The sequence below is a fragment of the Salinimicrobium sp. TIG7-5_MAKvit genome (assembly GCF_049569215.1).
Taxonomy (GTDB): domain Bacteria; phylum Bacteroidota; class Bacteroidia; order Flavobacteriales; family Flavobacteriaceae; genus Salinimicrobium; species Salinimicrobium profundisediminis.
Genome location: NZ_CP145903.1, coordinates 18,034 through 41,847, shown reverse-complemented (window position 1 = coordinate 41,847; position 23,814 = coordinate 18,034). Strand labels below are relative to the sequence as shown.

The following is a 23,814-nucleotide window of genomic DNA, read 5'->3' as shown; positions in this document are numbered from 1 at the left end:
AATAGACAACCATTCTAAATTATTGTCATTTGGCCAATAGTGAGGTTATTATCATTGATGTGATGATGCTCAGACTCACTTATTCTTCCTTCAAGGAAATCACCCACTTTTTCTGTGGAGTAATGATTGTTCTTGTTTAGATCCTGCGTACAAACATTCAGTTTGATGCTTTCTTCAACTGCTTTTCTAATCACATCGGCTTCCCGGTTTAGATTGAAATGATCGAGTAGAAGTGCTGCAGATAAAATTGAAGCTACAGGGTTGGCAATTCCTTTCCCCGTGGCCTGCGGGAATGATCCATGTATAGGCTCAAAAAGGGCATTTTCAAGACCCACTGAAGCTGAAGCCAGCAATCCTATACTACCACCAATAACACTGGCCTCGTCAGATATAATATCTCCAAACATATTTTCTGTAACTATCACATCAAATTGTTTTGGATTAAGCACCATTTGCATGGCCGCATTATCTATAAAGAGGAAGTCAAGGCTTACATCTGGATATTCTTTAGCCATATTTGTTACTGTCTTTCTCCATAAGCGCGAAGTTTCCAGTACGTTTGCTTTATCTATAAGAGTAAGTTTCTTTTTCCTCTTTTGTGCTGCCTTAAAAGCAAGGTGGGCCAGTCTTTCAATTTCGTAGGTGCTGTAGGTGCAAAGATCGTTTGCAGTTTGACCATCTTCGCTGGTGCTTTTTTCTCCAAAATAGATTCCGCCGGTGAGTTCTCTGTAGATCACCATATCGGCTCCTGCGATACGTTCGGGGCGCAAAGGGGAATGCTCCAGCAGATTTTCGTAAGCTCTTACCGGTCTAATATTGGCATATAGCCCAAGTTCTTTTCTCAATTTTAATAGCCCCTGTTCCGGCCTGACTTTAGCGGCAGGGTCATTGTCATATTTTGGATGGCCAATCGCACCAAACAAAACTGCATCAGATTCTTTGCATAATTCTAAGGTAGAATGGGGGAGCGGGTCCCCAGTGCGGTCTATGGCAATGGCGCCCACTATTGCTTCTTCAAATTCAAAATCGTGGTCAAAACGTTCAGCTATTGCCTTTAAAATTTTTACTGATTGTTTTGTTACCTCTGGTCCAATTCCATCTCCCGGTAACACTGCTATTTTCAACTTCATATCTGTAATTGTTTGTCTTCGTATTTCTTGATTGCGTCACGCCTGCTTAATAGAAAATCTATATCGTCATAGCCATTTAACATGCAGGTCTTTTTGTAAGGATCTATTTCAAAATTTTCAGCTTCTCCCGAATCTTTTATGCTGATTTGTTGATTTTCAAGATCGACAGTAATCTCTCCTGAAGGCTGTGAATTGAGGTAATCAAATAGCTTTTCCAGGAACTCGGGAGAGACTTGTACCGGAAGGAGTCCGTTATTCAGAGCATTTCCTTTAAAAATGTCTGCAAAGTAGCTTGAAACTACAACCTTAAATCCATAGGCTTTAAGAGCCCATGCGGCATGTTCCCTGCTTGAGCCGCACCCAAAGTTGTCTCCGGCTACAAGGATAGGGCCCGCGTACGACGGGTTGTTAAGGCTGAAATCTGGGTTAAGATTTTCATCTTTTGTATATCTCCAGTCCCGGAAAAGATTTTCACCAAAACCGGCCTTGTCTGTCGCCTTTAAGAATCGGGCAGGAATGATCTGGTCTGTGTCTATGTTTTCAGTTTCGAGAGGTACAGCAGTAGAAGTAAGTTTTATAAATTTTTCCATTTAATTCAGGCTTTTGGTGAAGTCAACTAATTTTCCTGCTACAGCTGTGGCTGCTGCTGTTAATGGGCTGGCAAGAATAGTTCTTGCTCCCTGGCCCTGTCTACCTTCAAAGTTTCTGTTACTGGTAGAAACACAGTATTCTCCTGCGGGAATCTTATCATCATTCATAGCAAGACAGGCCGAACAACCGGGCTGGCGCAAAGTAAAACCGGCATTTTCAAAGATCTCCTGAAGTCCTTCGGCTTTAATTTGGTCGGCCACCTGCCGGGAGCCAGGAACAATTAAAGCGTTAACGTTAGCAGCTTTTTGCTTCCCTTTGATGTAAGACGCTGCTACTCTAAAATCTTCTATTCGCGAATTGGTGCAGCTTCCAATAAAGATCCAGTTCACCGGTTTGTCAAGAAGAGATTCCCCTTGCACAAATCCCATATATTCCAAAGCTTTATCTGCGCTTTTACCTGCGCCAGTAGGGATAGAGCCTGTAAGTTTTATTCCCATGCCGGGATTGGTGCCATAGGTAACCATAGGTTCAATATCTTCAGCCTCAAAACTTACTTCCTTGTCAAAAACAGCATTTTCGTCAGTTTTAAGTGTTTTCCAGTACGCCTTTCGTTTCTCAAATTCATCTCCTTTAGGAGCAAATTCTTTTCCTTCAACATAATTGAAAGTAGTATCATCTGGAGCAATAAGTCCGCCACGGGCTCCCATTTCAATGCTCATATTACAAACCGTCATACGTCCTTCCATAGACATATTTTCGAATACATCTCCTGCATATTCACAGAAGTACCCTGTACCCGAATTTGTTCCCAGCTTGCTGATGATGTAGAGAATAACATCTTTTGGAAGCACTCCCTTTTTCAGCTTTCCATTCACATTCACCCTCATCTTTTTCGGTTTCTCTACCAAAAGACACTGGCTGGCAAAAACCTGGGCCACCTGGCTGGTTCCAATACCAAAGGCAATGGTTCCAAAGGCACCGTGCGTTGAGGTATGGCTATCTCCACATACTATGGTCATTCCCGGTTGGGTAATACCTAATTCGGGTGCCATAACATGCACAATTCCATTATAAGGATGTCCCAAACCGTAAAGCTGAATATTATTCTCTTCGCAGTTTTGCGTTAGCTCCGACAGTTGTTTTCTTGACAGGAGATCCTTTACAGGTAAATGTTGATTTAATGTAGGCGTATTATGATCGGCAGTGGCTACAATCTTGTCGGGCCTGTAAACCGAAATGCCCCGCTCCTTTAATTCATTAAAGGCCTGGGGGCTGGTAACTTCATGGATGAGGTGTTTATCAATATACAAGACATCTGGCCCGTTAGGGATTGATTCCACAACATGTGAGTCCCAAATCTTATCAAATAACGTCTTCTTCATTAGGCAGAGGCTCGGTTTTTAAAACTTAAGTCCATAATCTCATGTAAGTCTGTATCTGCTACTTCTTTTTTAACATCGGCATAACTAAGGAAGGTGGCATAGACAATATCTAACTGCAATTTGGTTAGTTCATATCCCATAATTTTCGCTTTATAGGCAAGTGCAGCCCTGCCACTTCTTGCAGTGAGAATAATAGCCGATTCTGTGACTCCTACATCTGCAGGATCTATGATTTCGTAAGTTTCCCGGTTTTTAATGACCCCATCCTGGTGAATGCCCGAGCTATGCGCGAAGGCATTAGCCCCAACAATAGCTTTATTTGGTTGTACTACCATTCCCATTTCCCTCGAAACGAGGTTGCTTAATTCAAATAATAGTTTTGGGTTCAGGTTAGTAGTAAAGTTAAGGTCGGGGTGCTGCCTCAAAATCATAATTACTTCTTCAAGAGCTGTATTACCTGCACGTTCCCCAATGCCGTTTATGGTACATTCCACCTGCCGGGCGCCATTTCTAATTGCTGCAATGGCATTTGCGGTGGCAAGCCCAAGATCATTGTGACAATGACAGGAAATAATTACATTCTCGATGTTTTTTACATTCTCTTTCAGGTATTTTATCTTTTGTCCGTATTCTTCAGGAAGGCAATATCCCGTAGTATCGGGTATATTTAATACGGTGGCACCTGCTTCTACTGCGGCGGTACATACACGGGCCAGGAACTCATTGTCGGTTCGTCCGGCGTCTTCAGCATAAAATTCCACGTCATCTACAAAATTTTTGGCATAGGAAACTGCTTCCCTCGCCCTCACGATAATCTCTTCGCGGGTGGAATTAAATTTATACTTAATGTGAGAATCTGAAGTTCCAATCCCGGTGTGAATTCTTGGCCTTTTAGCAGGTTTTAATGCTTCGGCAGCAACTTCTATATCTTTCTTTACGGCCCGGGTGAGTCCGCAAACGCTGGTATTTTTAACGAGTTTGGAGATTTCAGATACCGATTTAAAATCGCCGGGGCTTGAAACAGGAAATCCTGCCTCTATAACATCTACTCCCAGCGCTTCCAGCTTTTCAGCAATCTTCAGTTTTTGCCTGGTTTCAAGTTTACAACCCGGTACTTGCTCCCCATCTCTCAGGGTGGTGTCAAAAATTTGTACCCTTTCTTTACTCATATCAAATAAAATTTACTTTACAATAACTTTGACTAATTTAACCAGCTCATTTCCCTTCATAGGAAATAAATACCTGTTATTACGACAATTAAATATAAAATTAGAGTTTAAAGTATTTGATTTTCAATAAGTTGCACCTGATCTTGTTACAATGACCAATGAATTAACCGATAACCTGTTTTCTCTTATTAAGTCACTTTCACCTTCCGAAAAACGACAGTTTACCCTGTACGTTGGCCGAATTGGGGTGAATAGTGACAGTAAATTTCTTAACCTGTTCAAAGTAATGTCCAGGCAAAAGAAATATGATGAAGAATATATTCTAAAGAATACAGCGATAAGCAAACAGCAGCTCTCCAACATCAAAGCCCATCTTTATAAGCAGTTGCTCATAAGTTTAAAATTAAATCCCGTACATCAAAGTGTACCTATTAATATTAGGGAGCAGATGGATTTTGCCTACATCTTATATCGAAAAGGACTTTATAAACAAAGCCTTAAGATCCTGGAGAAAGTGAAGGCTACAGCACTGCATTATGAAGAGAAAGTGCTGGCTTATGATATTCTTGAGTGGGAAAAGATCATCGAGTCTCAATACATCACCCGCAGTACGCACAACAGGGCAGAGACCCTTGTACAGGAAACTAAAGACCTTACCGAACTCAATCTCATTTCGGGCAAGCTCTCTAACCTTTCCCTTCAGCTTTATAACATTTTTTTAAAGATGGGCCACGCCCGTACTCAGGAAGAATCTGATACTATTCGTGATTATTTCAAACAAAATCTGCCCGAATTTGATATTGCAAAACTCGGTTTCCGGGAAAAGCTGTGGTTATATAAAGCCCATTTGTGGTATAGCTTTATTTCCCAGAATTTTATTTCCTGTTACCGGTATTCTTCCAAATGGATAGATCTTTTTAAGGAATATCCTCACCTCATTAGCGTTCACCCTGTTTCTTATTTAAAAGGAAATCACTATTTGCTGGAATCGTTGTTTTATCTCAATCATACAGCACTTTTTGAAAAGACGCTCAAACATCTCGAGGAAACTCTAAAAGATCCCAAAATTCCTGATGATGACAATATAGCTACCCTGTCGTTTCTCTACGTTTATTCAAATAAACTCAACCTTAGGTTTATGAAGGGTGATTTTGACAATGGCGACACTTTGGTAGAGAAAATTGAGAAGAAGATCAAGAAATATGGCTCCAGGATTGATGGGCACCACATCATGATTTTCTACTATAAAATTGCCTCTTTATACTTCGGAAATGGAAATTACACAAAGTGTATAGACTTTCTGAAAAGGATCATTGACAATAAATCTTTGGAAGTAAGGGAAGATCTCATGTGCTTCTCAAGAATTCTAAACCTTGTTGCCCATTACGAGGCAGGAAAGGATTATCATCTTGAAAGCCTGGTGAAGTCAACGTACAAATTCCTTATTAAAATGAACGATATGCATAAAGTTCAAAAGGAAATGATAAGGTTTCTTCGGAATTTACCCGAAGTTTCTCCTCTGTACATTAAAGATGAATTCAGGAAGCTTCACAGTACGCTGAAGGTTTACGAAGATCATCCTTACGAACGAAGGGCATTCTTATATCTTGATATCCTGTCCTGGCTCGAAAGCCGGATTGAAGACCGGCCTGTTGCCGAAATTATTGCCGAAAAGGTGAAACTGGTCTCCAGGTAAGAAAAATCAGGCCCTGGAAGCCTCCCATATAGGATCATTTGGTGGCGGAGCAATGACTTCCAGCATTTCCTTTTTTACCGGATGGTTAAAAACCAGCTTCCGGGCATGTAGGTGAATGCTACCGTCTTTATTGCTGCGGTCAAAACCATACTTGAGATCACCTTTTATTGGGCAGCCGATAGAAGATAACTGGCTCCTAATTTGGTGATGCCTGCCGGTATGCAAATCGATCTCCAGGAGGTAATAATTATTCAGTTCTTTTATAACTCGGTACTCTAAAATGGCTTTTTTGGAGTCTGGTACTTCCTTTATGTGCGCGTAAGATTTATTCTGTTTAGGATTTCGCTTCATGAAATGCACCAGCGTGTCCTGCTGTTTTGGAGGGGCATTCTTTACCACTGCCCAATACGTCTTTTTCGCCTCCTTTTCTTTAAATAGCTTGTTGAGACGGGGTAGCGCTTTTGAAGTTTTGGAGAACAACACAATCCCGCTGGTAGGGCGGTCAAGGCGGTGGACAACTCCAATATATACATTTCCGGGTTTGTCGTACTTGATCTTGATGTATTCTTTTACTACTTCGCTAAGTGGTACATCTCCTGTTTTATCCCCCTGCACTATATCCCCAGGACGTTTGTTGACAACAATAAGATGATTGTCTTCGTAAAGTACCTGTAGGTTTTGAGGTGTTGAGATTATCTTACTTTCCAAAAATGGCAAATTTTAAATGGGTTTTGTAGCATAGCCAACAAACGGATTTTGCTCCACTTCCAAAGAACCCAAAGTGCTTAAGAGTTTGTGCAACGAGTCGTTTTCTATGACTTCAGTATTGATGCTAAGCTTTTCTTCAGAAGTAAAAAGATTTATCCTGCCGGGAAAAGACTGCACCTGCTCAATTTTATCAAGCTCAATTGATTGCTTTCGGAGAGAATTCTTGGTTAATAACCCTTTTTGAATACTCAGGTATTGATGCTTTTTCTGAAAAAAGAAAGCTCCAATTAATAATATTCCGAGGAGAAGCTGAAAAAAGGTGAAATAGCTGGCGGTTCCTTCGTATATTTTGAGACCCCCTAAAATGACGAAAAGTCCTCCCAACACAAGGTTGGAATAAAGTCGCCTTTTTGAATACGCTATTTTCATTATTTACAATTACTTCTCAGAACTCACTCCTAACTCTGAACTCCTCTAATATTGTTCATCATCTGATGGGAAATTCCTGCTCTTCACATCATCCCGATATTGCTCGAATGCCTTCGTCATTTCTGAATATAGGTCTAAATACCTTCTTAGGAATCTTGGATTAAACTCGTGGGTCATACCAATCATGTCGTGCACTACAAGTACCTGTCCGTCAACACCATTTCCGGCGCCAATTCCAATTACAGGAATGGTTAAGCTTTCAGCAACTTCTTTAGCCAGTTTGGCAGGTACTTTTTCTAATACCAGTGCAAAACAACCGGCTTTTTCGAGCATAAGCGCATCGGTTTTCAGTTTTTCAGCTTCAGCTTCTTCTTTAGCACGTACCGTATAGGTTCCAAATTTGTAGATGGACTGCGGAGTTAACCCTAGGTGGCCCATCACCGGAATTCCGGCGTTAAGGATACGTTTTACGGAATCTTTGATCTCTTTTCCACCTTCCAGCTTCACTGCATGTCCGCCGCTTTCTTTCATGATCCTTATCGCGGACCGCAAGGCTTCTTTTGGGTCACTTTGATAGCTTCCAAAGGGAAGATCAACAACCACTAAGGCCCGTTCTACCGCCCGCACCACACTAACCGCATGATAGATCATCTGGTCAAGGGTAATAGGAAGTGTAGTTTCATGTCCCGCCATCACATTACTGGCCGAATCTCCAACCAGGATCACATCAATACCTGCACCGTCAACTATTTTTGCCATCGAAAAATCATAGGAGGTAAGCATCGAAATTTTCTCTCCCTGGGCTTTCATTTCAACCAGCGATTTGGTAGTGATTCTTTTATATTGCTTCTTGGCGACTGACATAGTTGTAAAATTAAAATTCAGGTAAAAGTACTAAATTACATTCAAAACTGAACACATGAAAAGACTTGTAACCACTGCTGTTTTTGTCATTTTTGGCACCCTGGCTTTCGCGCAGACCTCTTCGGAAGAAGAAAAGGTAAAAGAAGTGGTGCATACTTTTTTTGAAGGTTTCCATGCCCGGGATTCTTTGATGATGAAATCCGTTTTTTATGAAGATCCTGTGATACAGACTATTGCAAAGGGAGAAGACGGGGGCCCACAATTAGTGAATGAGGAGCTTGAAAAGCTGCTGAAGGGAATTGTTTCTATTCCTCTAAAGACCAATTTCAAGGAAGTGCTTCACGAGTATGTGATCAAAATAGACGGCGACATGGCAAATGCCTGGACGGCTTATTCTTTTTACCTCAATGACGCCTTTAGCCACTGCGGCGTGAATAATTTTCAGCTTTTGAAGCAGAAGGGCGAATGGAAGATCATCTATCTTATTGATACCAGAAGGAGGGAAGGTTGTGAATATAAGAAACTCAAATAGCATGGAAACACAAAGATTAAAACAGGAATTTTCACAACTCTATAATGGCGATCCATGGATTGATGTCACTCTGAAGCAGACACTTCATGAAATTTCTGCGGAAAAAGCTTTTAAAAAAATTGCTGAAGGCCGAAATTCTATTTGGCAAATCCTCAATCATATCATTGAGTGGCGGCGAATGATCCTGAAACGTTTATCTGGCACTATTGTCCCGGTTCCCGAAGATAATTTTATAAGAAAAATTGAAGATCCTTCTGAAGAGGCGTGGCAGCGGACTTTGCAGGATCTGGAAGAGACCCAACAGGAATGGCTGGAATTTCTTGATAATTTGCAGGATGAAGATCTGGAAAAAACCTATCCGGGGAACGGGCAGCGGTTTTATTATTTGATCCAGGGGATTATTCAACATGATGCTTATCATTTGGGGCAGATTGTGTTGCTTTCGAAGCTACAGTACTAGGTTTGGTTTGGTGGACTTCGTCCCGCTGCGCAGGTATAGCACCTGACCACCCCGTCAGGCTATCGCCTGCCACCCCTCCTTGAAAAAAGGAGGGGAGCTGTTGGAGACATTTCCGCTCCGCGAAACCCTCCACAAGTGGAGAAGTTGTCTTCAAGCTGGTTTCGCTCCGCGTTCACTCTGCCTGCGGCAGGAAATAATATTTTTTTTAGACCTCAACACCTGCCTTCAGGCAGGGAAGTTTCCCGCAACTTCAAAGTGTTCCCCTCCTTTTTTCAAGGAGGGGTGCCCGGAGGGCGGGGTGGTTTTAACAGTCACTCAAACTCACCCTCACCGCCAATCCACCTTCTGAAGTCTCTTTGTACTTCGAATTCATATCTTTTGCAGTTTCCCACATGGTTTCGATCACTTTGTCCAGTGGAACTTTAGCGTGGATAGAATCTGCATCCATGGCCATTTCGGCGGCATTGATGGCTTTTATGGCACCCATGGAGTTTCTCTCAATACAGGGGATTTGAACCAATCCGGCGATGGGGTCGCAGGTGAGGCCGAGGTGGTGTTCCATGGCGATCTCACTGGCCATCATCACCTGCTCGGGAGTGCCGCCCATGACTTCGGCCAAAGCTCCGGCGGCCATTGAAGAGGAGACACCTATTTCTGCCTGACAACCGCCCATAGCTGCCGATATGGTAGCCCCTTTTTTAAATAAACTTCCAATTTCACCGGCAACGAGTAGGAATTGTTTGATCTTTTCAAATCCCGCGTCGTGATTCTCGATTGTGAGATAATACATGAGCACAGCAGGAATCACTCCGGCACTACCATTGGTTGGTGCGGTGACAACTCTACCAAGAGATGCGTTCACTTCATTTACTCCCAAAGCGAAACAGCTAACCCACTTGAGAATGGACCGGAATTTTACTTCGGTATTTCGAATGGCCTCGATCCATTCTTCCTTGGTGTCATACTTTGAATCTCCTATGAGTTTTTTATGAGAATCGGGAGCACGGCGGCGCACGTTTAGTCCTCCGGGGAGGGTGCCTTCGGTGTGGCAGCCCAGGTACATAGATTCCAGCATTACATCCCATACAGCTTTGAGTCCGCTGTCAATTTCTTCTTCAGTCCGGAGGGATTTTTCGTTCTCATAAACTATTTCAGAAATCTTCTTATTCTCCTGTTTGCAAAATGCCGCAAGATCGGTTCCTTTTACAATTGGAAAAGGGAATTCCTTGAATTTCTTCAGCTGTTTTTTGGCATTCTTTCGTTCTTCCTTTACTACAAATCCGCCGCCAATAGAGTAGAACGTGGAAGAGGTTGTTTTTCCGGAGGAAAGTCGGGCTGTGAATTTCATTCCGTTAGGATGAAATGGCAGGAACTTCTTGTTAAAAACGATATCGTTTTCGAGGCTAAAGTCAATGCTGCGCTCGCCGTTCAGATTAAGCCGGTTAAAAGTGCGGATGTTATTAATCTCGGGATCAATATTCTCTACGGGAACAGTGACAGGATCATAGCCTAAAAGCCCAAGGACAGAGGCAAGATCTGTAGCGTGGCCTTTTCCGGTAAGGGAAAGAGATCCGTACAGGTTGATGGTCACCTTTTCTACTTCATCAAATTTTCCGGCTTGCTTTAATTCCCCGATCCACCTTTCGGCTGCCCGCCATGGGCCAAGGGTGTGGGAGCTGGAAGGACCAACTCCTATTTTTAGCATGTCAAAAACGCTGATACTTTCGATTTTTTGCATTCAGGAATAAAAATTTGGGTAAAATTAAATCTTTCTTTTTGAATGACCGTATAAAATAATTAGGAAATAGTCCATGTTTATATGGAATATTTCCTAATTTTGAAGCATGCAAGTAAATACTTTTGGAAAGATACAGAAGCGAAAAGAAAGACACGCTGCAGAAGTTTCAAAGCAAACAGGGTTTCCTAGTGCGGCCACTCATTATTACGAGGCGCCAATAGATTTAAATAGTGAATTAATTTACAATCAGGATGCGACATTTTTCATTAGAGTTGAAGGCAATAACTGGTCTAAATTTAATATCTGGGATAAAGATGTTCTTATTATAGATCGGTCTATGGAGCTTAAACCAGGTCGTATTGCACTTATAATAAAAGATGGGGAATTTGATATTGTGCAATTTTCAGGTAAACCTACGCAATCTGAATTTCTGCTGTGGGGGGTGGTTACTTATATAATTCATGCTATGATATGATTGCAATGGTAGATTGTAATAGCTTTTATGCTTCCTGCGAACAAGTTTTTAGACCCGATCTTTTGGGGAAGCCGGTAGTAGTGTTAAGCAACAATGATGGCTGTGTAATAGCAGCAAATAAAGAGGCTAAATCTCTGGCACATATCCCCATGTTTGAGCCTGTCTTTAAGATTAAAGATATTCTGGTAAAAAATAATGTGACTTTCTTTTCTTCTAATTACACCTTATATGGAGAAATGTCCCAGCGGGTGATGAATATTTTAAAGACTTTTTCTCCAATGGTAGAAGTTTACAGTATTGATGAAGCTTTTGTAGAATTAACTCGCATAAATCATTTAGACCTTCCTAAGTACGGTAGCAATATTAAAGAACAGATTCTTCAGTATACGGGTTTACCGGTGGGGGTAGGTATTGCTCCTACAAAAGTCCTTGCTAAACTGGCAAACCGGATAGCTAAAAAAGAGGAAGTGCACGAACATGTATATATAATTGATTCTGAAGAAAAAAGAAAAGCAGCTTTAAAAAAAGTAAAAATTGGTGATGTATGGGGAATAGGAAAGCAACATGCCAGGCGACTTCAGGAAAAGAAAGTGTTTACTGCGTTTGATTTTGCACATAACACGCCTCTTGCCTGGGTGCGTAAGGAGATGACTGTAGTTGGAGAACGTTTGTGGCGTGAATTGAGAGGGGAATCATGTATAGAATTTACCACTATCCCTAAACCTAAAAAAGGAATAGGTACAGCAAAGTCCTTCGGAAAGCGACTGGAAGATCTCGACATGATTGAAGAAGCATGTGCTTATTACATTAGCGAGGTAAGCGTGGTGATGCGGGCACAGGGTTCATGCGCTTCATATGTGCAGGTGTTTGTGCATACCAATTATCACAGTAAAATTGATAAACGATATTCTGAAAGTTGTACTGTGACTTTGCCTGTTCCTACCAATAATACATTTGTTTTGATAAGCGAAGCAAGAAAAGCCTTGCATAGAATATATAAACCAGGTTTTCGCTATAAGAAAGTAGGAGTTAATTTGAGCGGAATTATTCCACAGGAATATGTGCAGGCTAATTTATTTGAACAACCTTCCAAAATTTCTAATCCTGTGCTTATGAAAGTTTTTGATGGTATCAATAACAAATATGGAAAGGCCACAGTCGCTTCAGCTATTACCGGTAGGCGAAAGCAGGAATGGGAGCTTATTAAAAAACATCGAAGCCCGTATTATACCACACAATGGCAGGAACTTCTTAAGGTAGGCAGTAGTTCTTAACTTGAGGGAGTCAACTGTCTGTCTTTCTTTTATGACATCCTGTCATATAATTTCGGGTGGCATAATGATTGACTTTAAGAGGTTGTTCAAAAAAATCAGAAATAATAAATAACAACCTATAGAATTATGAGTAAAATAATTGGAATCGACTTAGGTACTACCAACTCTTGTGTTGCCGTAATGGAAGGTAACGAGCCAACGGTTATACCTAATGCCGAAGGAAAAAGAACTACTCCTTCTGTAATTGCTTTTGTAGAAGGAGGCGAAATAAAAGTAGGGGATCCTGCAAAACGCCAGGCTGTAACTAACCCGCAAAAGACCATTTCCTCTATCAAGAGGTTTATGGGAAATAAATATTCTGAAGTTTCTAAAGAAGCAGGAAGGGTTCCTTATAAAGTAGTAAAAGGTGACAATGATACTCCACGTGTAGAGATTGACGGCCGTAAATACACTCCGCAGGAACTTTCTGCCATGGTGCTTCAAAAAATGAAGAAAACTGCCGAAGATTATCTTGGGCAGGATGTAAACGAAGCTGTTATTACCGTACCGGCTTACTTTAATGACTCTCAGCGTCAGGCTACAAAAGAAGCCGGAGAGATCGCAGGTCTTAAGGTAAGAAGGATCATTAACGAGCCAACTGCAGCTGCACTGGCTTACGGACTTGATAAAAAATCTCAGGACCAGAAGATCGCTGTTTATGACCTTGGTGGTGGTACATTTGATATCTCTATCCTTGAATTAGGAGACGGAGTATTTGAAGTACTTTCTACAAATGGTGATACGCACCTTGGAGGTGATGATTTTGATGAGGTGATCATCGACTGGCTTGCAGATACATTCCAAAAAGCTGAAGACATCGACCTTAGAAAAGATCCTATGGCACTTCAGCGTTTGAAGGAAGCTGCAGAAAAAGCTAAAATCGAGCTTTCCTCTTCTTCTCAAACCGAAATTAACCTGCCATACGTTACTGCTACTGCAAGCGGGCCTAAGCACCTTGTAGAGACTTTAACAAGATCTAAATTTGAGCAACTTGCCGATACTTTGGTGAAACGTTCTATGGATCCTGTGCAAAAAGCACTTAGCGATGCAGGTCTTTCAAAAAGTGATATCGACGAGGTAATCCTTGTTGGGGGATCAACCCGTATCCCTAAAATTCAGGAAGAAGTTGAAAAATTCTTCGGAAAGAAACCATCAAAAGGAGTGAATCCAGATGAGGTTGTAGCGATTGGTGCTGCTATCCAGGGTGGTGTATTGACGGGAGATGTAAAAGATGTATTACTTCTTGATGTTACTCCGTTATCTCTTGGTATTGAAACTATGGGAGGTGTAATGACCAAATTAATTGAGTCTAACACTACTATTCCTACCAAGAAATCACAGGTATTCTCTACTGCGGCCGATAATCAGCCATCTGTTGAGATCCACGTGTTGCAGGGAGAGCGCCCAATGGCAAATGATAATAAAACCATTGGTAGATTCCACCTTGACGGAATTCCACCGGCACGAAGAGGAACACCTCAAATTGAAGTGACCTTTGACATTGATGCCAACGGTATCATCAAAGTAAGCGCTACAGATAAAGCTACCGGTAAATCTCAGGATATTAGGATCGAGGCTTCTTCTGGTCTTACCGAAGAAGAGATCCAAAAGATGAAGCAGGAAGCTGAAGCGAATGCCGAAAGCGATAAAAAAGCCAAAGAAAAAGTAGATAAGCTGAACGAAGCCGATGCTATGATTTTCCAAACTGAAAGTCAGTTGAAAGAATTTGGTGATAAACTTTCTGATGATAAGAAGAAGCCAATCGAAGACGCTTTGGAAGAGCTTAAGAAAGCTTATGAGACTAAAGAAGTAGAAACTATTCAGCCTGCATTAGACAAGATCAATGAGGCATGGAAAGTAGCTTCGGAAGAAATGTACAAAGCACAAGCCGAAGCTGGCGGACAACCAGGTGGTCCACAACAGGGAGCTACCGGAGCTGAAGGCGGACAAGCCGGAGGCGATGCCAAGCAAGGTGATGATGTAGAAGACGTTGACTTCGAAGAAGTGAAGTAAACCCCTCCTAACCTCCCCTTGGAAAGGGGAGGAACTTGGAGAAAATTTTTAAAGCGCTGTCTTTTGGCAGCGCTTTTTTTTGTTTAAAAAGGTGTAGCTGCTTATTTTTAATGTATAAACAGAAAAGTAGTTTTTAAGACTTATCATCAAAATCAATTAAGTCTTATTCCCCCAGCTATGATGATCTGGTTCCAAAAAATCACACTGTATTCAGAAACCGACACCTACCAAAGTAAAATCAAGAATGACTTTACTAAAGCAATCCACTGCTATCAGGCTTAAAACTGCCATGGCTGTCCACTGCGGGGCAGTTGCTTTAGGGCAAAAGGGAGGGTAATTGAACATAACACAATCTGGTCCACCTAAAAAAGAAAGCGAAAAATTTACTGCTCAGTGAAGTTGTGATAGCTCATCGTAAGCGAAGGTGCTGGGATGTAGAGGCAGTCTTTGCAAATATTAAGCAAAATATGGGCTCCAAGCGATTTATGCTACGGGCAATGGAGAAAGTAACTACAGAAATAGGGCTAATAGACATGGCACATAACTTAAAGAAGTCAGTATAGCCTAGAGAAGGACACTATCCCGTAAAGTGTGTAAGTTTTAAATAAAGGGGTTTGACTTTTTATCTAAAGTTGAACCCTTTCTTCGTATATAGTCAAGAACTGATTGAGGACGATTCCCCAATTTCTAATGGGCATAGACCATTTTTTGGTTGCTTCCCTCAGAGCCAAATATACAGATTTCATTACAGCATCATCGGTTGGGAAGGATAATTTGTTTTTAGTGTACTTTCTGATCTTACCATTCAGGTTCTCAATAAGATTGGTGGTGTAAATGATTCGCCTGATCTCCAGCGGGAACTCATAAAAGACGGTAAGGTCTTCCCAGTTGTCCCTCCAGCTTTTTATCGCATAAGAATACTTAGAGTTCCATTGGGTGGCAAAATCTTCCAAGGCAGCTTCTGCGGCTTGTTTGGTAGGTGCATCGTATATCAACTTCATATCCCTGGTAAAGGCTTTTTTATCTTTCCAAACTACATACCTACAGGCGTTTCTGATCTGGTGAACCACACAGATTTGAGTTTTAGACTGTGGAAAAACATTCTTAATGGTATCCGTAAATCCATTGAGATTATCAGTGGCAGTGATTAAAATGTCCTCAACTCCCCGGGCTTTCATATCGGTCAATACGCTCATCCAGAAGGCGGCAGATTCATTCTTTCCTAACCAAAGGCCAAGAACTTCCTTTTTACCATCTCTTCTAAGGCCTACAGCTATGTAAATGGTTTTGTTGACTACCTTAGAGTTCTCTCGAACCTTGAATACGATTCCGTCCATCCAAACGATCAGATACACAGGCTCTAAAGGACGATTTTGCCAGGCTACGATATCATTGCTGATTCTGTCTGTAATTCTGGATATAGTAGAAGTAGAGACATCAAAACCATACACCTCAGAGATTTGCTCCTCAATATCGCTATTGCTCATTCCCTTTGCATATAGTGATACAATAACATTTTCAATCCCGTCCACCATGTTTTTTCGTTTGGGAACGATCATGGGATTAAAAGAGCCATCACGGTCGCGGGGAACCTTTATAGTGTCTTCACCGTAAGAGCTGCGAACCTTTTTCTGAGAATAACCGTTCCTGGTATTTCCAGATCCAGACTTTTGGTTCTTGTCGTAATCCAGATGGCCATCAAGTTCACCTTCAAGTATTTTCTCCAATCCTCGTTTTTGAAGTTGCTTGAGAAAGCTGCTAAGTTCTTCTCCGGATTTAAACTGTTTTAAAAACTCATCATCGAATAGATCTTCTTTTTTCATCAATGTGTAAATATTAGTGCCTGGATTTTGCAGGCAAGGTTAAAAAAATAACGGGGCTAACAAACCCCTTTATTTAAAACTTACACAGTTTTTAATATAGTGCCTAGAGAAGGTTTTTCTAAACATTTTTTTTCAATCCTCGCTATGTAAGCTCCCCCTAATTAGAACTGCTTGATGATATAAAATTATTGTTTTTGGTTTTATCTGTAGTTGCTATTAGAGAATTAAATTCTGCATATTCTATTGGAGCCATTTTTCCTAATGCATCGTGAGGTCTTTGATTATTGTAATCATCCATCCATACCTGTGTTTGTTCTCGTACCTGATCCAGATCTTCAAAAATGTATTTATTTAAAACTCCTCTTCTATAACTTCCATTGAATCGTTCAATAAAAGCATTCTGTGTAGGTTTTCCTGGTTGGATATATTTGAAGTTGATTCCATGCATCTGACTCCATTCTGAAGCTATTTTAGCAATAAACTCAGGACCATTGTCCATTCTTATTTTCTGAGGTTTTGTTCTTCGATTAATTAGGTGGTTTAATACCCAAATAACTCTATTGCTGGGCAAGGAAAAATCTACTTCTATGTGAAGTGCCTCCCGGTTATAATCATCAATAATAGTAAAGGCCCTAAACCTTCTTTTATTATCCAGGACATCTGTCACAAAATCCATACTCCAGGTATGATTAAGGGTCTCAGGTACTTCTAAGGGTTCTTTTACTCTTGCTGGTAATCTTTTCTTCACTTTACGCCTTAAGCTTAAGCCAAGGTTTTTATAGACACGATAAACTCTTTTATGGTTCCACGGCTTTCCTTCCTTACGCAGTCGCTCATAAGCCATCCAAAAACCTTCCTCACTATACTTCTCTGCCTTTTGCTGTAAGGCTTCTTCTATGGGTTTATCATCTTTAGGGAGAGGTTTATAATAAAACACACTCTTGCTCATTTTTAAAACACGGCACGCCCTGCTTATACCGTAATGAGCAAGTTCTTTAGCTATGGTTCGCTTACGGCAAGGCTTTAGAGCTTTTTTTCGATGATCTCTTTAGCCATCTCATGATCCAAAGAAAGGGTGGCATACATTTGCTTGAGTCGACGATTCTCTTCCTCAAGTTCTTTGAGTCGCTTAAGCTCTTTGCCATTCATTCCGCTAAAACGTTCTCGCCATTTGTAAAAAGCAGCGGTGCTTACACCATATTCACGACTGATCTCGGCAGCTGTTTTACCGTTATCGAATTCTTTGAGGATCTTAGAGATTTGCTGAGGGGAAAATTTACTTTTTTTCATACTGTTTAAAATTAAGAGTTATTATACTTTTAAACAGTTCGGTTTTAAGGTGGATATTCAGGACTAAGCTGACCCCTCTGAAGATCACCTTTTAGGTATCTGTCATTCCGGCGGATGCTGACCCCTTTAGAAAATAAAAAAAGCTGGCTGGAAAAATTATTCAGGAGCATGTTGACCCCTCTGTGAATTTATTCCGGAGCATATTGACCCCCCAGCTTTTTGTATTGGTTTTGGTTTATTTGATGGATACCATCAAAAGATAAGTAATGGCCGGAAAACCAAAACGAATGAGTCAGGTAAAGCAAATACTTCGTATGCACAAACAGGGCAAGGGCATAAAAACCATTGCCAGGACCCTCTCGATCAGCAAGAATACTGTAAAAGGATATATTAAAAAGGCACGTGCAGGCAATCTTTCAATTGAAGCTCTATTGGCCATGGAAGACCCAGTACTGGAAGGGAAAATATGGCCCGGAAACCCAGCTTACAAAGATGAGCGCTACGAGCATCTTAAGACACAGCTGGAATACTACAGCAAAGAACTTAAAAAAGTAGGTGTTACCCGGCAGTTGCTCTGGGAAGAGTATAAAACTGGAAACCTTCATCCATATAGCTACGGCCAGTTCTGCTGGCACCTCCAGCAATACCTGCGTAGCGGGAAACCCTCCATGGTATTGGACCATAAGCCTGGGGATAAACTTTTTATTGATTACGCCGGAAAGACTTTATCTTATATTAATAGAGATACCGGGGAAGAGATCGAAGTTCAGGTGTTTGTAGCTTGCTTGCCGTATTCCGATTACTGTTTTGCCCTGGCGGTGCCCAGTCAGAAACTTGAAGATTTTATTTATGCACTTGGCTGTTGTTTAAAAGATCTTGGCGGGGTTCCCCAAACCTTGGTTCCGGATAACCTAAAATCGGCAGTAATAAAAGCCAATCCCTATGAGCCTGAACTCAATCGTGCCCTGGAAGATTTTGCCAACCATTATGGCACTTCTGTTACCCCGGCACGTCCCAGAAGACCTCAGGACAAAGGTTTAGTGGAGAACCAGGTGAAGCTGATCTACAGCCGGGTATATGCCAAGCTTCGCAAGCTCACTTTCTTTGACCTTCCTTCTTTGAACAAAGCCATTGCCCAAAAGGTCAGGGAGCATAACCAGACCCGGATGCAGCAGAAGGATTACTGTAGGGAAGAAAAGTTCCTGGCTGATGAAAAACATACCCTGCAGCCTTTATCGGAAACAGCCTTCGAGATCAAATATTACAGGGAACATAAAGTGGCCAAGAACAATCATATTTACCTGGGAATGGACAAACACTATTACAGCGTTCCCTATACCTACATTGGCATGAAGGTCAAGGTAATCTACACCCGGTCGCTGGTGAGGATCTACCATAAAGCAGGCCTTATTGCCACGCATCCCAGGAACCACAAAAAAGCAGGTTATACCACCCGGAAGGAACACCTGTGTTCCCACCACCAGTATTATAAAGAGCGTAGCCCCACATATTACCTGCAGCGTGGGTATAACCACTCTGAAAAACTTTACCGGTACATGGAAGCTTTGTTCAAACAGGACAAATACCCCGAGCAGCTTTACAAAACCTGTGATGGCATACTGAACTTGTCCCGGAAAACTAATCGCGATATTTTTATTAAAGCCTGCAGCATTGCCCTGGACCATGGGCAGTACTCTTACCGGTTCTTAAAGCAGGTCCTGGAGAACCGGATGACTGACTATCAGGAGGAACCACAGGTAAAGTCCCTGCCCACTCATGGGAATATCCGCGGGGCTTCTTTTTATAAATAAGTAACTATTAAAATTGAATATCATATGAACACCATTGAAAACCAATTATCACAACTCCGGCTTGGGGGAATGCACCGAAGCTGGAAAGCTATGATAGAAACCCGTCAACACCACGAGCTATCCCTGGGGGAAGGCTTGGAAGTATTGTTACAGGCTGAAGCCGAAGAACGTACTCACCGGCGTTTTGAACGCCTGAAGAAAAGTGCCCAGTTCCGTTACCAGGCTACCATAGAGGAATTAAACCTGGAAACCGCCAGGGGAATCAATAAAGACCAGATCACCGAACTGGCTACCGGAACATACTTGGAAAAAGGGGAATCGGTATTAATTACCGGGGCCACAGGCTGCGGCAAAAGCTTCCTTGCCTCGGCTTTAGGACACCAGGCCTGTAGCCAGGGAAATAAGGTACTGTACTTCAATACACAGAAATTACTGATGAAAACCAAAATGGCCCGTATTGATGGAAGCTTCCTGAAGTTCTTTGATAAACTGGCTAAGGCCAACCTATTGATCCTGGATGACTTTGGTCTGGCTCATCTGGACAAGAAACAACAAATGGATCTGATGGAAATCATTGAGGATAGGCACGGAAAATCATCAACCATTATTGCCAGTCAATTACCAGTGGGAAGCTGGTATGATATTATTGGAGAAGCTACCATAGCCGATGCTATTTTAGACCGTCTGGTACACACTTCCCATCGAATAGAACTTAAGGGGGAAAGTCTTAGAAAAAAACTGTAATATTGTCATTAACTTATCTTTTTGACCAAAATCTCTAGAGGGGTCAGTATGGCCTGAACGGGGGGTCAGCATCACGGGAATATCCATTAAGGGAAGCTTACAGCTACAGACCAAAAAAAAAAAGAAAAACCTTTCTTGAAAAATTATCCAAGAAAAAAGGCCGCCTAAAAATTACTTTTTAGACGACCTCGTTTTATTTAAGGGAGGATTCTAACATTCTTCGGAAGTAGCATTTTTGGAAACCTGTTCTATTCCCGCTTTTTCCGGTTGCTCGGGTTTAACTTCCTCATCTCCTGTAGAAACCAGGAAATTGAGAAAGATGGCAATTAAAATCTCTATAAGAACACTCATTCTCCCGTTATTGTATCGGTTTCAATAGTGGATTGTTCTTCATTGGGGAAATCTTCTTCAAAAGATTCCTCCGTGCTTTCTTCAGTATCCCAGTCAGTTTCAGAATCACTCCAGGGATCTTCCTCCTCGGCAGGGCAATCTAGACATTCTGCGCCCTCACGGGTAATCTTAAGATACTGTTCTTCATAACCGTTGTGAAGAATATCTCCGTAATAATCTGTATTCCTATGGAAGGAATAGGTATTATCTGCGGCGTAAAGCACTGTACCTATTGGTAGAAACAAGGTTACCTGTACTTTTTGTTCTCTGTGCTTGTTGGAAGGATCTGTCGTTAGTATTCCGCTTAGGTCAAGATTTCCGTTAGAGAAACTTGTACTGTAATTTATCTCTTCGGCTCTCTGCCTGGCTTCATCATAGGTTTTACCTTCAGCAATTTTAACGATCTCCATTCTCCCGGTTGAATCGGAAGTAGATTTCACAATCAACTGCACATTCTGAGACCAGATCACTTTATTATTGCTATCGTCATAGGAGATGTTGAAATCACCTGATTGATACGGGGTAGAATTAAACTGCGGATCTCCCATCATGTTGACATATAAAGTGTCATTGGCTTTTACAGGAAGATTTTCAGAAATTCTCACTTCTCCATCAAAAGCTCTTTCGGTAGCCTGTTGAATTCCGAAGAAGATCAAACCGAGTACAGAGATAATCCAAAGTCCTAATAGCACCAGCTTTGCAGTTCTTCCAATAGATCTTAGGTTTTTGACCAGGATCTTTAATCCAAGTATGAACAGGAAAAAGAACGGGATGCCCACAGCAAAGAAGGCCAGTATTGAAATAACCCAGATGCTGTCTGCGCCAGGGCCGGCGATTTCCACAAAATCTGTCCATGGAGCTTCAATGATCCCAAAGGTGCCTATTGAAAACAGCCCAATAAACAATCCTATAAGTGTAGATCCGGCTATGAGGATGAGAAATATCCCAATAAGTTTCACGAACAGGTTAAGAATGAATTTTACGACATCACCTACTGCGGTCGCAGCCGAGTTTGCACCGGCGCGGGCCTTATAACCGTATTTCTCGTAGTTGATGTCTTTTACCTTTCCCGACACATCATCGAACCCCTCTCTAATTTTGCGTTCAATGTTGCTAATGGTTACCGGTTCCCCACGCATGGCAAGTTTATCGGCAGTGGTTTTAGCTTCGGGCACAAAGATCCAAAGAGCGATATAAATGAGTATAAAAGCGCCGGTAGAAAAAATGGTAAGGAGAATCCACAGGATTCTTATCCATACAGCATCAATCCCTGTATAATGAGCAAGCCCCGATGATACTCCTCCTACATAACTGTGCTCTGTATCTCGAAATAGTTTTTTACCTCTTGTTTTGGTATACACTGGTTCATCCTCAAAGATCTCGTCATCAATGACATAATCTTCGGGTTGTCCCATAACAGAGATCACTTCGTCTACTTCCCGTATTCCAATTACCTGTCTTTCATTTTTGATCTTTTCAGCAAAAAGTTCGGCTATCCGGGCTTCAATATCATGAATGATCTCCTCCTGGCCAGAGGTGTTGGTGAGAGATCGTTTTATAGCCTCAAGGTAATGTTGTAGCCTGGCATAAGCATCTTCATCAATATGAAAGAAAATGCCGGCAAGATTTATATTGACTGTCTTATTCATGATTTTTAGGTTTTTGGGTGGTTACAATTGTCACTGCGGTTTGCAGTTCTTCCCATGTATGGGTGAGCTCTTTAAGAAAAATTTTTCCGGTTTCTGTGAGGCCGTAATATTTTCTTGGTGGGCCGCTGGTAGATTCTTCCCAGCGATAAGAAAGTAAGCCGGCATTTTTGAGGCGGGTTAATAAAGGATAAATAGTGCCTTCTACCACCAGGAGTTTGGCGCCTTTTAAGGTATCCAGAATTTCGGCTACATATGCATCATTATCTCTTAAGACAGATAAAATACAGTATTCCAAAACACCTTTGCGCATTTGTGCCTTCGTGTTTTCAATCTTCATAGTGTTGAGTTTTGAATGTTATTGAACTGTTCATTTTTTGATTGATTGATAATTAGAAAATATTTGATGAGGATATTTTTAAGCGGTTTGATCTTCAGAATTACCTGAAGCTGTAAATAGATCTTGAGGCTTACCGGCATTTAAAAAATTAATGGCCAGTGGGTATTTGTAAAATTTTCCTTCACCAGCCTTAATGGTAGCTGAAACTACTCCGTAGACATTCAGTACAAAGAGCGCAAGAACCAGGAGGGCCATTGTCATGATATAAATGGTAACAGGACCTGCCTCAAGAGGATTTCCTATCCATTGATGATGATCATTTATATAAAATGAATCCTCGAAGTTAATGTTGAGCCCTATAAGTATGGCACCAGCTACTCCTACCATTACCAGGAAAAAAGCATACAGGAACAGGCTTATCTGAAAATTTAGAGCTTGTTTGCCATGTTCATTTACAAACGGGTCGTTCTTTTTTGCCGTCCAAAAGATCAAAGGAAAAATAAAATTTCCAAACGGAAAGAAGAATTGACTAAAGGTGGATAAGTGGATTAAAGCTGCCACTGTTTTGTCGGGATTTGTTGATTGATTGTTCATTTGATTGATTTTCTAATACAAATATATATCTTAAAGATGGTATTATGCAAAACAAAGTACTATATTTTTTATTTTGGCTTGAGAATTTAACATTTGAGGATGTTATTAAAATTGAATACTTTTAGAAAAACTCTTACTAAGTATGGAAGTTTCCTCCCAAAAATTAAATACCTTCTTAATGTTTAAGCTGCCCAGCGCATGGCTAACTGGCGTAAGGGTTAAGGAGATTGATGAAAACCACTGCCTTACAACTGTAAAACACAGCTGGATCAATCAAAATCCTTTTAACTCTTTATATTTTGCAGTACAGGCTATGGCTGCCGAATTAAGTACAGGTGCGCTGGTAATGTCTTCAATTAAGGCATCAAAAAAGCCAATTTCAATGCTTGTTGCACAGAATAAATCCAGGTTTACCAAAAAAGCAACCGGCAAAATTAGTTTTATCTGTAATGACGCTCATCTTATATCGGCTGCTATTGAAGAAACTATTAAGACAGGGGAGGGGCAGACCTTTTGGATGCGTTCTCATGGGGTAAATGAAGATGGGCAGGAGGTTTCTGTTTTTGAATTTGAATGGACGATTAAATTAAAGTAAGCAGTGTACAGTAGAATAGTAGGCAGTAGCTAAGATGGCACAGATTTTAATTCATGCCGGGCATTTCATGAAATTTTTATG

Annotated in this window: 24 protein-coding genes; 10 read left to right on the top strand and 14 right to left on the bottom strand. The window is 41.3% G+C overall.

The window, feature by feature from the left end; translation table 11 throughout:
- Window positions 1-14: 14 nt before the first annotated feature.
- From leuB to V5739_RS00195, 4 genes are read right to left on the bottom strand one after another with little or no spacing between them, the layout of a single operon-like run.
- Window positions 15-1,130 carry a 3-isopropylmalate dehydrogenase gene (gene leuB / locus V5739_RS00210; protein WP_423819171.1) on the bottom strand — a complete coding sequence of 372 codons (1,116 nt, stop codon included), beginning with the start codon at window positions 1,128-1,130 and terminating at the stop codon, window positions 15-17.
- Window positions 1,127-1,720: a 3-isopropylmalate dehydratase small subunit gene (gene leuD, locus V5739_RS00205; protein WP_423819170.1), complete on the bottom strand. Its 594-nt coding sequence runs from the start codon at window positions 1,718-1,720 to the stop codon at window positions 1,127-1,129. The genes leuB and leuD overlap by 4 nt, the downstream gene beginning before the upstream one ends.
- On the bottom strand, window positions 1,721-3,103 hold the full coding sequence (gene leuC / locus V5739_RS00200; protein WP_423819169.1) for a 3-isopropylmalate dehydratase large subunit: 1,383 nt from the start codon (window positions 3,101-3,103) through the stop codon (window positions 1,721-1,723). It abuts the gene before it with no gap.
- Complete coding sequence (locus V5739_RS00195; RefSeq protein ID WP_266068813.1) at window positions 3,103-4,272, bottom strand: 2-isopropylmalate synthase; 1,170 nt, start codon at window positions 4,270-4,272, stop codon at window positions 3,103-3,105. Before V5739_RS00195 ends, leuC begins: the two co-directional genes overlap by 1 nt.
- A 151-nt stretch (window positions 4,273-4,423) precedes the next feature.
- Here V5739_RS00195 and V5739_RS00190 point away from each other — a divergent pair, with 151 nt between their 5' ends.
- Window positions 4,424-5,968: a hypothetical protein gene (locus V5739_RS00190; protein WP_345598780.1), complete on the top strand. Its 1,545-nt coding sequence runs from the start codon at window positions 4,424-4,426 to the stop codon at window positions 5,966-5,968.
- 6 nt (window positions 5,969-5,974) lie between these two features.
- On the opposite strand, the gene V5739_RS00185 is transcribed toward V5739_RS00190, so the two are convergent.
- Genes V5739_RS00185 through panB form a run of 3 tightly spaced genes read right to left on the bottom strand, consistent with a single transcriptional unit; the run spans window position 5,975 to window position 7,969 of the window.
- Window positions 5,975-6,676: an RluA family pseudouridine synthase gene (locus tag V5739_RS00185; RefSeq protein ID WP_423819168.1), complete on the bottom strand. Its 702-nt coding sequence runs from the start codon at window positions 6,674-6,676 to the stop codon at window positions 5,975-5,977.
- A gap of 12 nt (window positions 6,677-6,688) precedes the next feature.
- Window positions 6,689-7,105, bottom strand: a complete 417-nt coding sequence (locus V5739_RS00180) for a hypothetical protein (protein ID WP_423819167.1) — start codon at window positions 7,103-7,105, stop codon at window positions 6,689-6,691.
- Between the two features lie 45 nt (window positions 7,106-7,150).
- Window positions 7,151-7,969, bottom strand: coding sequence for a 3-methyl-2-oxobutanoate hydroxymethyltransferase (gene panB / locus V5739_RS00175; RefSeq protein ID WP_266068817.1), 819 nt, complete (start codon window positions 7,967-7,969; stop codon window positions 7,151-7,153).
- Between the two features lie 55 nt (window positions 7,970-8,024).
- Here panB and V5739_RS00170 point away from each other — a divergent pair, with 55 nt between their 5' ends.
- Window positions 8,025-8,501 (top strand): nuclear transport factor 2 family protein, encoded by a 477-nt coding sequence (locus V5739_RS00170; RefSeq protein ID WP_423819166.1) that lies wholly within the window; start codon window positions 8,025-8,027, stop codon window positions 8,499-8,501.
- Window position 8,502: 1 nt separating this feature from the next.
- On the top strand, window positions 8,503-8,961 hold the full coding sequence (locus V5739_RS00165) for a DinB family protein (protein ID WP_345598776.1): 459 nt from the start codon (window positions 8,503-8,505) through the stop codon (window positions 8,959-8,961).
- 304 nt (window positions 8,962-9,265) lie between these two features.
- Here the strand turns inward: V5739_RS00165 and V5739_RS00160 are convergent, their stop codons facing one another.
- The gene (locus tag V5739_RS00160; RefSeq protein WP_423819165.1) at window positions 9,266-10,699 is read right to left on the bottom strand and encodes an L-serine ammonia-lyase; all 1,434 of its coding nucleotides are present in this window, start codon (window positions 10,697-10,699) and stop codon (window positions 9,266-9,268) included.
- Window positions 10,700-10,805: 106 nt separating this feature from the next.
- On the opposite strand from V5739_RS00160, the gene V5739_RS00155 reads away from it, so the two are divergent.
- From V5739_RS00155 to V5739_RS00140, 4 genes are all read left to right on the top strand, one after another.
- Complete coding sequence (locus V5739_RS00155) at window positions 10,806-11,174, top strand: S24 family peptidase (RefSeq protein WP_423819164.1); 369 nt, start codon at window positions 10,806-10,808, stop codon at window positions 11,172-11,174.
- Entirely contained in the window at window positions 11,171-12,448 is a 1,278-nt protein-coding gene (locus V5739_RS00150) for a Y-family DNA polymerase (protein WP_423819163.1), read from the top strand. Before V5739_RS00155 ends, V5739_RS00150 begins: the two co-directional genes overlap by 4 nt.
- 126 nt (window positions 12,449-12,574) lie before the next feature.
- Window positions 12,575-14,500 (top strand): molecular chaperone DnaK, encoded by a 1,926-nt coding sequence (gene dnaK / locus V5739_RS00145; protein WP_345598773.1) that lies wholly within the window; start codon window positions 12,575-12,577, stop codon window positions 14,498-14,500.
- Window positions 14,501-14,853: 353 nt separating this feature from the next.
- Complete coding sequence (locus V5739_RS00140) at window positions 14,854-15,063, top strand: transposase (protein ID WP_423820510.1); 210 nt, start codon at window positions 14,854-14,856, stop codon at window positions 15,061-15,063.
- A 63-nt stretch (window positions 15,064-15,126) separates the two neighbouring features.
- Here V5739_RS00140 and V5739_RS00135 read toward each other — a convergent pair whose 3' ends face one another.
- Entirely contained in the window at window positions 15,127-16,323 is a 1,197-nt protein-coding gene (locus V5739_RS00135; protein WP_423818582.1) for an IS256 family transposase, read from the bottom strand.
- Between the two features lie 157 nt (window positions 16,324-16,480).
- A protein-coding gene (locus V5739_RS00130; protein WP_423818085.1) for an IS3 family transposase occupies window positions 16,481-17,613 on the bottom strand; the annotation gives its coding sequence in 2 pieces (ribosomal slippage) (window positions 16,481-17,352 and window positions 17,352-17,613; 1,134 coding nt in all).
- Between the two features lie 287 nt (window positions 17,614-17,900).
- Between V5739_RS00130 and istA the strand changes: the two genes are divergently transcribed.
- Both istA and istB read left to right on the top strand, forming a co-directional pair.
- On the top strand, window positions 17,901-19,424 hold the full coding sequence (gene istA / locus V5739_RS00125) for an IS21 family transposase (protein WP_423819162.1): 1,524 nt from the start codon (window positions 17,901-17,903) through the stop codon (window positions 19,422-19,424).
- Between the two features lie 24 nt (window positions 19,425-19,448).
- The gene (istB, locus tag V5739_RS00120) at window positions 19,449-20,168 is read left to right on the top strand and encodes an IS21-like element helper ATPase IstB (RefSeq protein ID WP_423819161.1); all 720 of its coding nucleotides are present in this window, start codon (window positions 19,449-19,451) and stop codon (window positions 20,166-20,168) included.
- A 210-nt stretch (window positions 20,169-20,378) separates the two neighbouring features.
- On the opposite strand, the gene V5739_RS00115 is transcribed toward istB, so the two are convergent.
- From V5739_RS00115 to V5739_RS00100, 4 genes are all read right to left on the bottom strand, one after another.
- Entirely contained in the window at window positions 20,379-20,519 is a 141-nt protein-coding gene (locus V5739_RS00115; protein ID WP_423819160.1) for a hypothetical protein, read from the bottom strand.
- Window positions 20,516-22,207: a PspC domain-containing protein gene (locus V5739_RS00110; protein WP_423819159.1), complete on the bottom strand. Its 1,692-nt coding sequence runs from the start codon at window positions 22,205-22,207 to the stop codon at window positions 20,516-20,518. The genes V5739_RS00115 and V5739_RS00110 overlap by 4 nt, the downstream gene beginning before the upstream one ends.
- Complete coding sequence (locus V5739_RS00105; protein ID WP_345598770.1) at window positions 22,200-22,544, bottom strand: PadR family transcriptional regulator; 345 nt, start codon at window positions 22,542-22,544, stop codon at window positions 22,200-22,202. Before V5739_RS00105 ends, V5739_RS00110 begins: the two co-directional genes overlap by 8 nt.
- A 78-nt stretch (window positions 22,545-22,622) precedes the next feature.
- Window positions 22,623-23,138, bottom strand: a complete 516-nt coding sequence (locus V5739_RS00100; RefSeq protein WP_423819158.1) for a DUF4870 domain-containing protein — start codon at window positions 23,136-23,138, stop codon at window positions 22,623-22,625.
- A 142-nt stretch (window positions 23,139-23,280) separates the two neighbouring features.
- On the opposite strand from V5739_RS00100, the gene V5739_RS00095 reads away from it, so the two are divergent.
- A complete protein-coding gene (locus tag V5739_RS00095; RefSeq protein ID WP_266068829.1) occupies window positions 23,281-23,733 on the top strand; it encodes a DUF4442 domain-containing protein in 453 nt (150 codons plus the stop codon).
- The last annotated feature ends 81 nt before the right edge of the window (window positions 23,734-23,814 follow it).

Bases quoted from the DNA above. Each gene is read 5' to 3' on its own strand.
- leuB (WP_423819171.1), bottom strand. From the start codon at position 1,130: ATGAAGTTGAAAATAGCAGTGTTACCGGGAGATGGAATTGGACCAGAG.
- leuD (WP_423819170.1), bottom strand. From the start codon at position 1,720: ATGGAAAAATTTATAAAACTTACTTCTACTGCTGTACCTCTCGAAACT.
- leuC (WP_423819169.1), bottom strand. From the start codon at position 3,103: ATGAAGAAGACGTTATTTGATAAGATTTGGGACTCACATGTTGTGGAA.
- V5739_RS00195 (WP_266068813.1), bottom strand. From the start codon at position 4,272: ATGAGTAAAGAAAGGGTACAAATTTTTGACACCACCCTGAGAGATGGG.
- V5739_RS00190 (WP_345598780.1), top strand. From the start codon at position 4,424: ATGACCAATGAATTAACCGATAACCTGTTTTCTCTTATTAAGTCACTT.
- V5739_RS00180 (WP_423819167.1), bottom strand. From the start codon at position 7,105: ATGAAAATAGCGTATTCAAAAAGGCGACTTTATTCCAACCTTGTGTTG.
- panB (WP_266068817.1), bottom strand. From the start codon at position 7,969: ATGTCAGTCGCCAAGAAGCAATATAAAAGAATCACTACCAAATCGCTG.
- V5739_RS00170 (WP_423819166.1), top strand. From the start codon at position 8,025: ATGAAAAGACTTGTAACCACTGCTGTTTTTGTCATTTTTGGCACCCTG.
- V5739_RS00165 (WP_345598776.1), top strand. From the start codon at position 8,503: ATGGAAACACAAAGATTAAAACAGGAATTTTCACAACTCTATAATGGC.
- V5739_RS00160 (WP_423819165.1), bottom strand. From the start codon at position 10,699: ATGCAAAAAATCGAAAGTATCAGCGTTTTTGACATGCTAAAAATAGGA.
- V5739_RS00155 (WP_423819164.1), top strand. From the start codon at position 10,806: ATGCAAGTAAATACTTTTGGAAAGATACAGAAGCGAAAAGAAAGACAC.
- V5739_RS00150 (WP_423819163.1), top strand. From the start codon at position 11,171: ATGATTGCAATGGTAGATTGTAATAGCTTTTATGCTTCCTGCGAACAA.
- dnaK (WP_345598773.1), top strand. From the start codon at position 12,575: ATGAGTAAAATAATTGGAATCGACTTAGGTACTACCAACTCTTGTGTT.
- V5739_RS00135 (WP_423818582.1), bottom strand. From the start codon at position 16,323: ATGAAAAAAGAAGATCTATTCGATGATGAGTTTTTAAAACAGTTTAAA.
- istA (WP_423819162.1), top strand. From the start codon at position 17,901: ATGAGTCAGGTAAAGCAAATACTTCGTATGCACAAACAGGGCAAGGGC.
- istB (WP_423819161.1), top strand. From the start codon at position 19,449: ATGAACACCATTGAAAACCAATTATCACAACTCCGGCTTGGGGGAATG.
- V5739_RS00115 (WP_423819160.1), bottom strand. From the start codon at position 20,519: ATGAGTGTTCTTATAGAGATTTTAATTGCCATCTTTCTCAATTTCCTG.
- V5739_RS00110 (WP_423819159.1), bottom strand. From the start codon at position 22,207: ATGAATAAGACAGTCAATATAAATCTTGCCGGCATTTTCTTTCATATT.
- V5739_RS00105 (WP_345598770.1), bottom strand. From the start codon at position 22,544: ATGAAGATTGAAAACACGAAGGCACAAATGCGCAAAGGTGTTTTGGAA.
- V5739_RS00100 (WP_423819158.1), bottom strand. From the start codon at position 23,138: ATGAACAATCAATCAACAAATCCCGACAAAACAGTGGCAGCTTTAATC.
- V5739_RS00095 (WP_266068829.1), top strand. From the start codon at position 23,281: ATGGAAGTTTCCTCCCAAAAATTAAATACCTTCTTAATGTTTAAGCTG.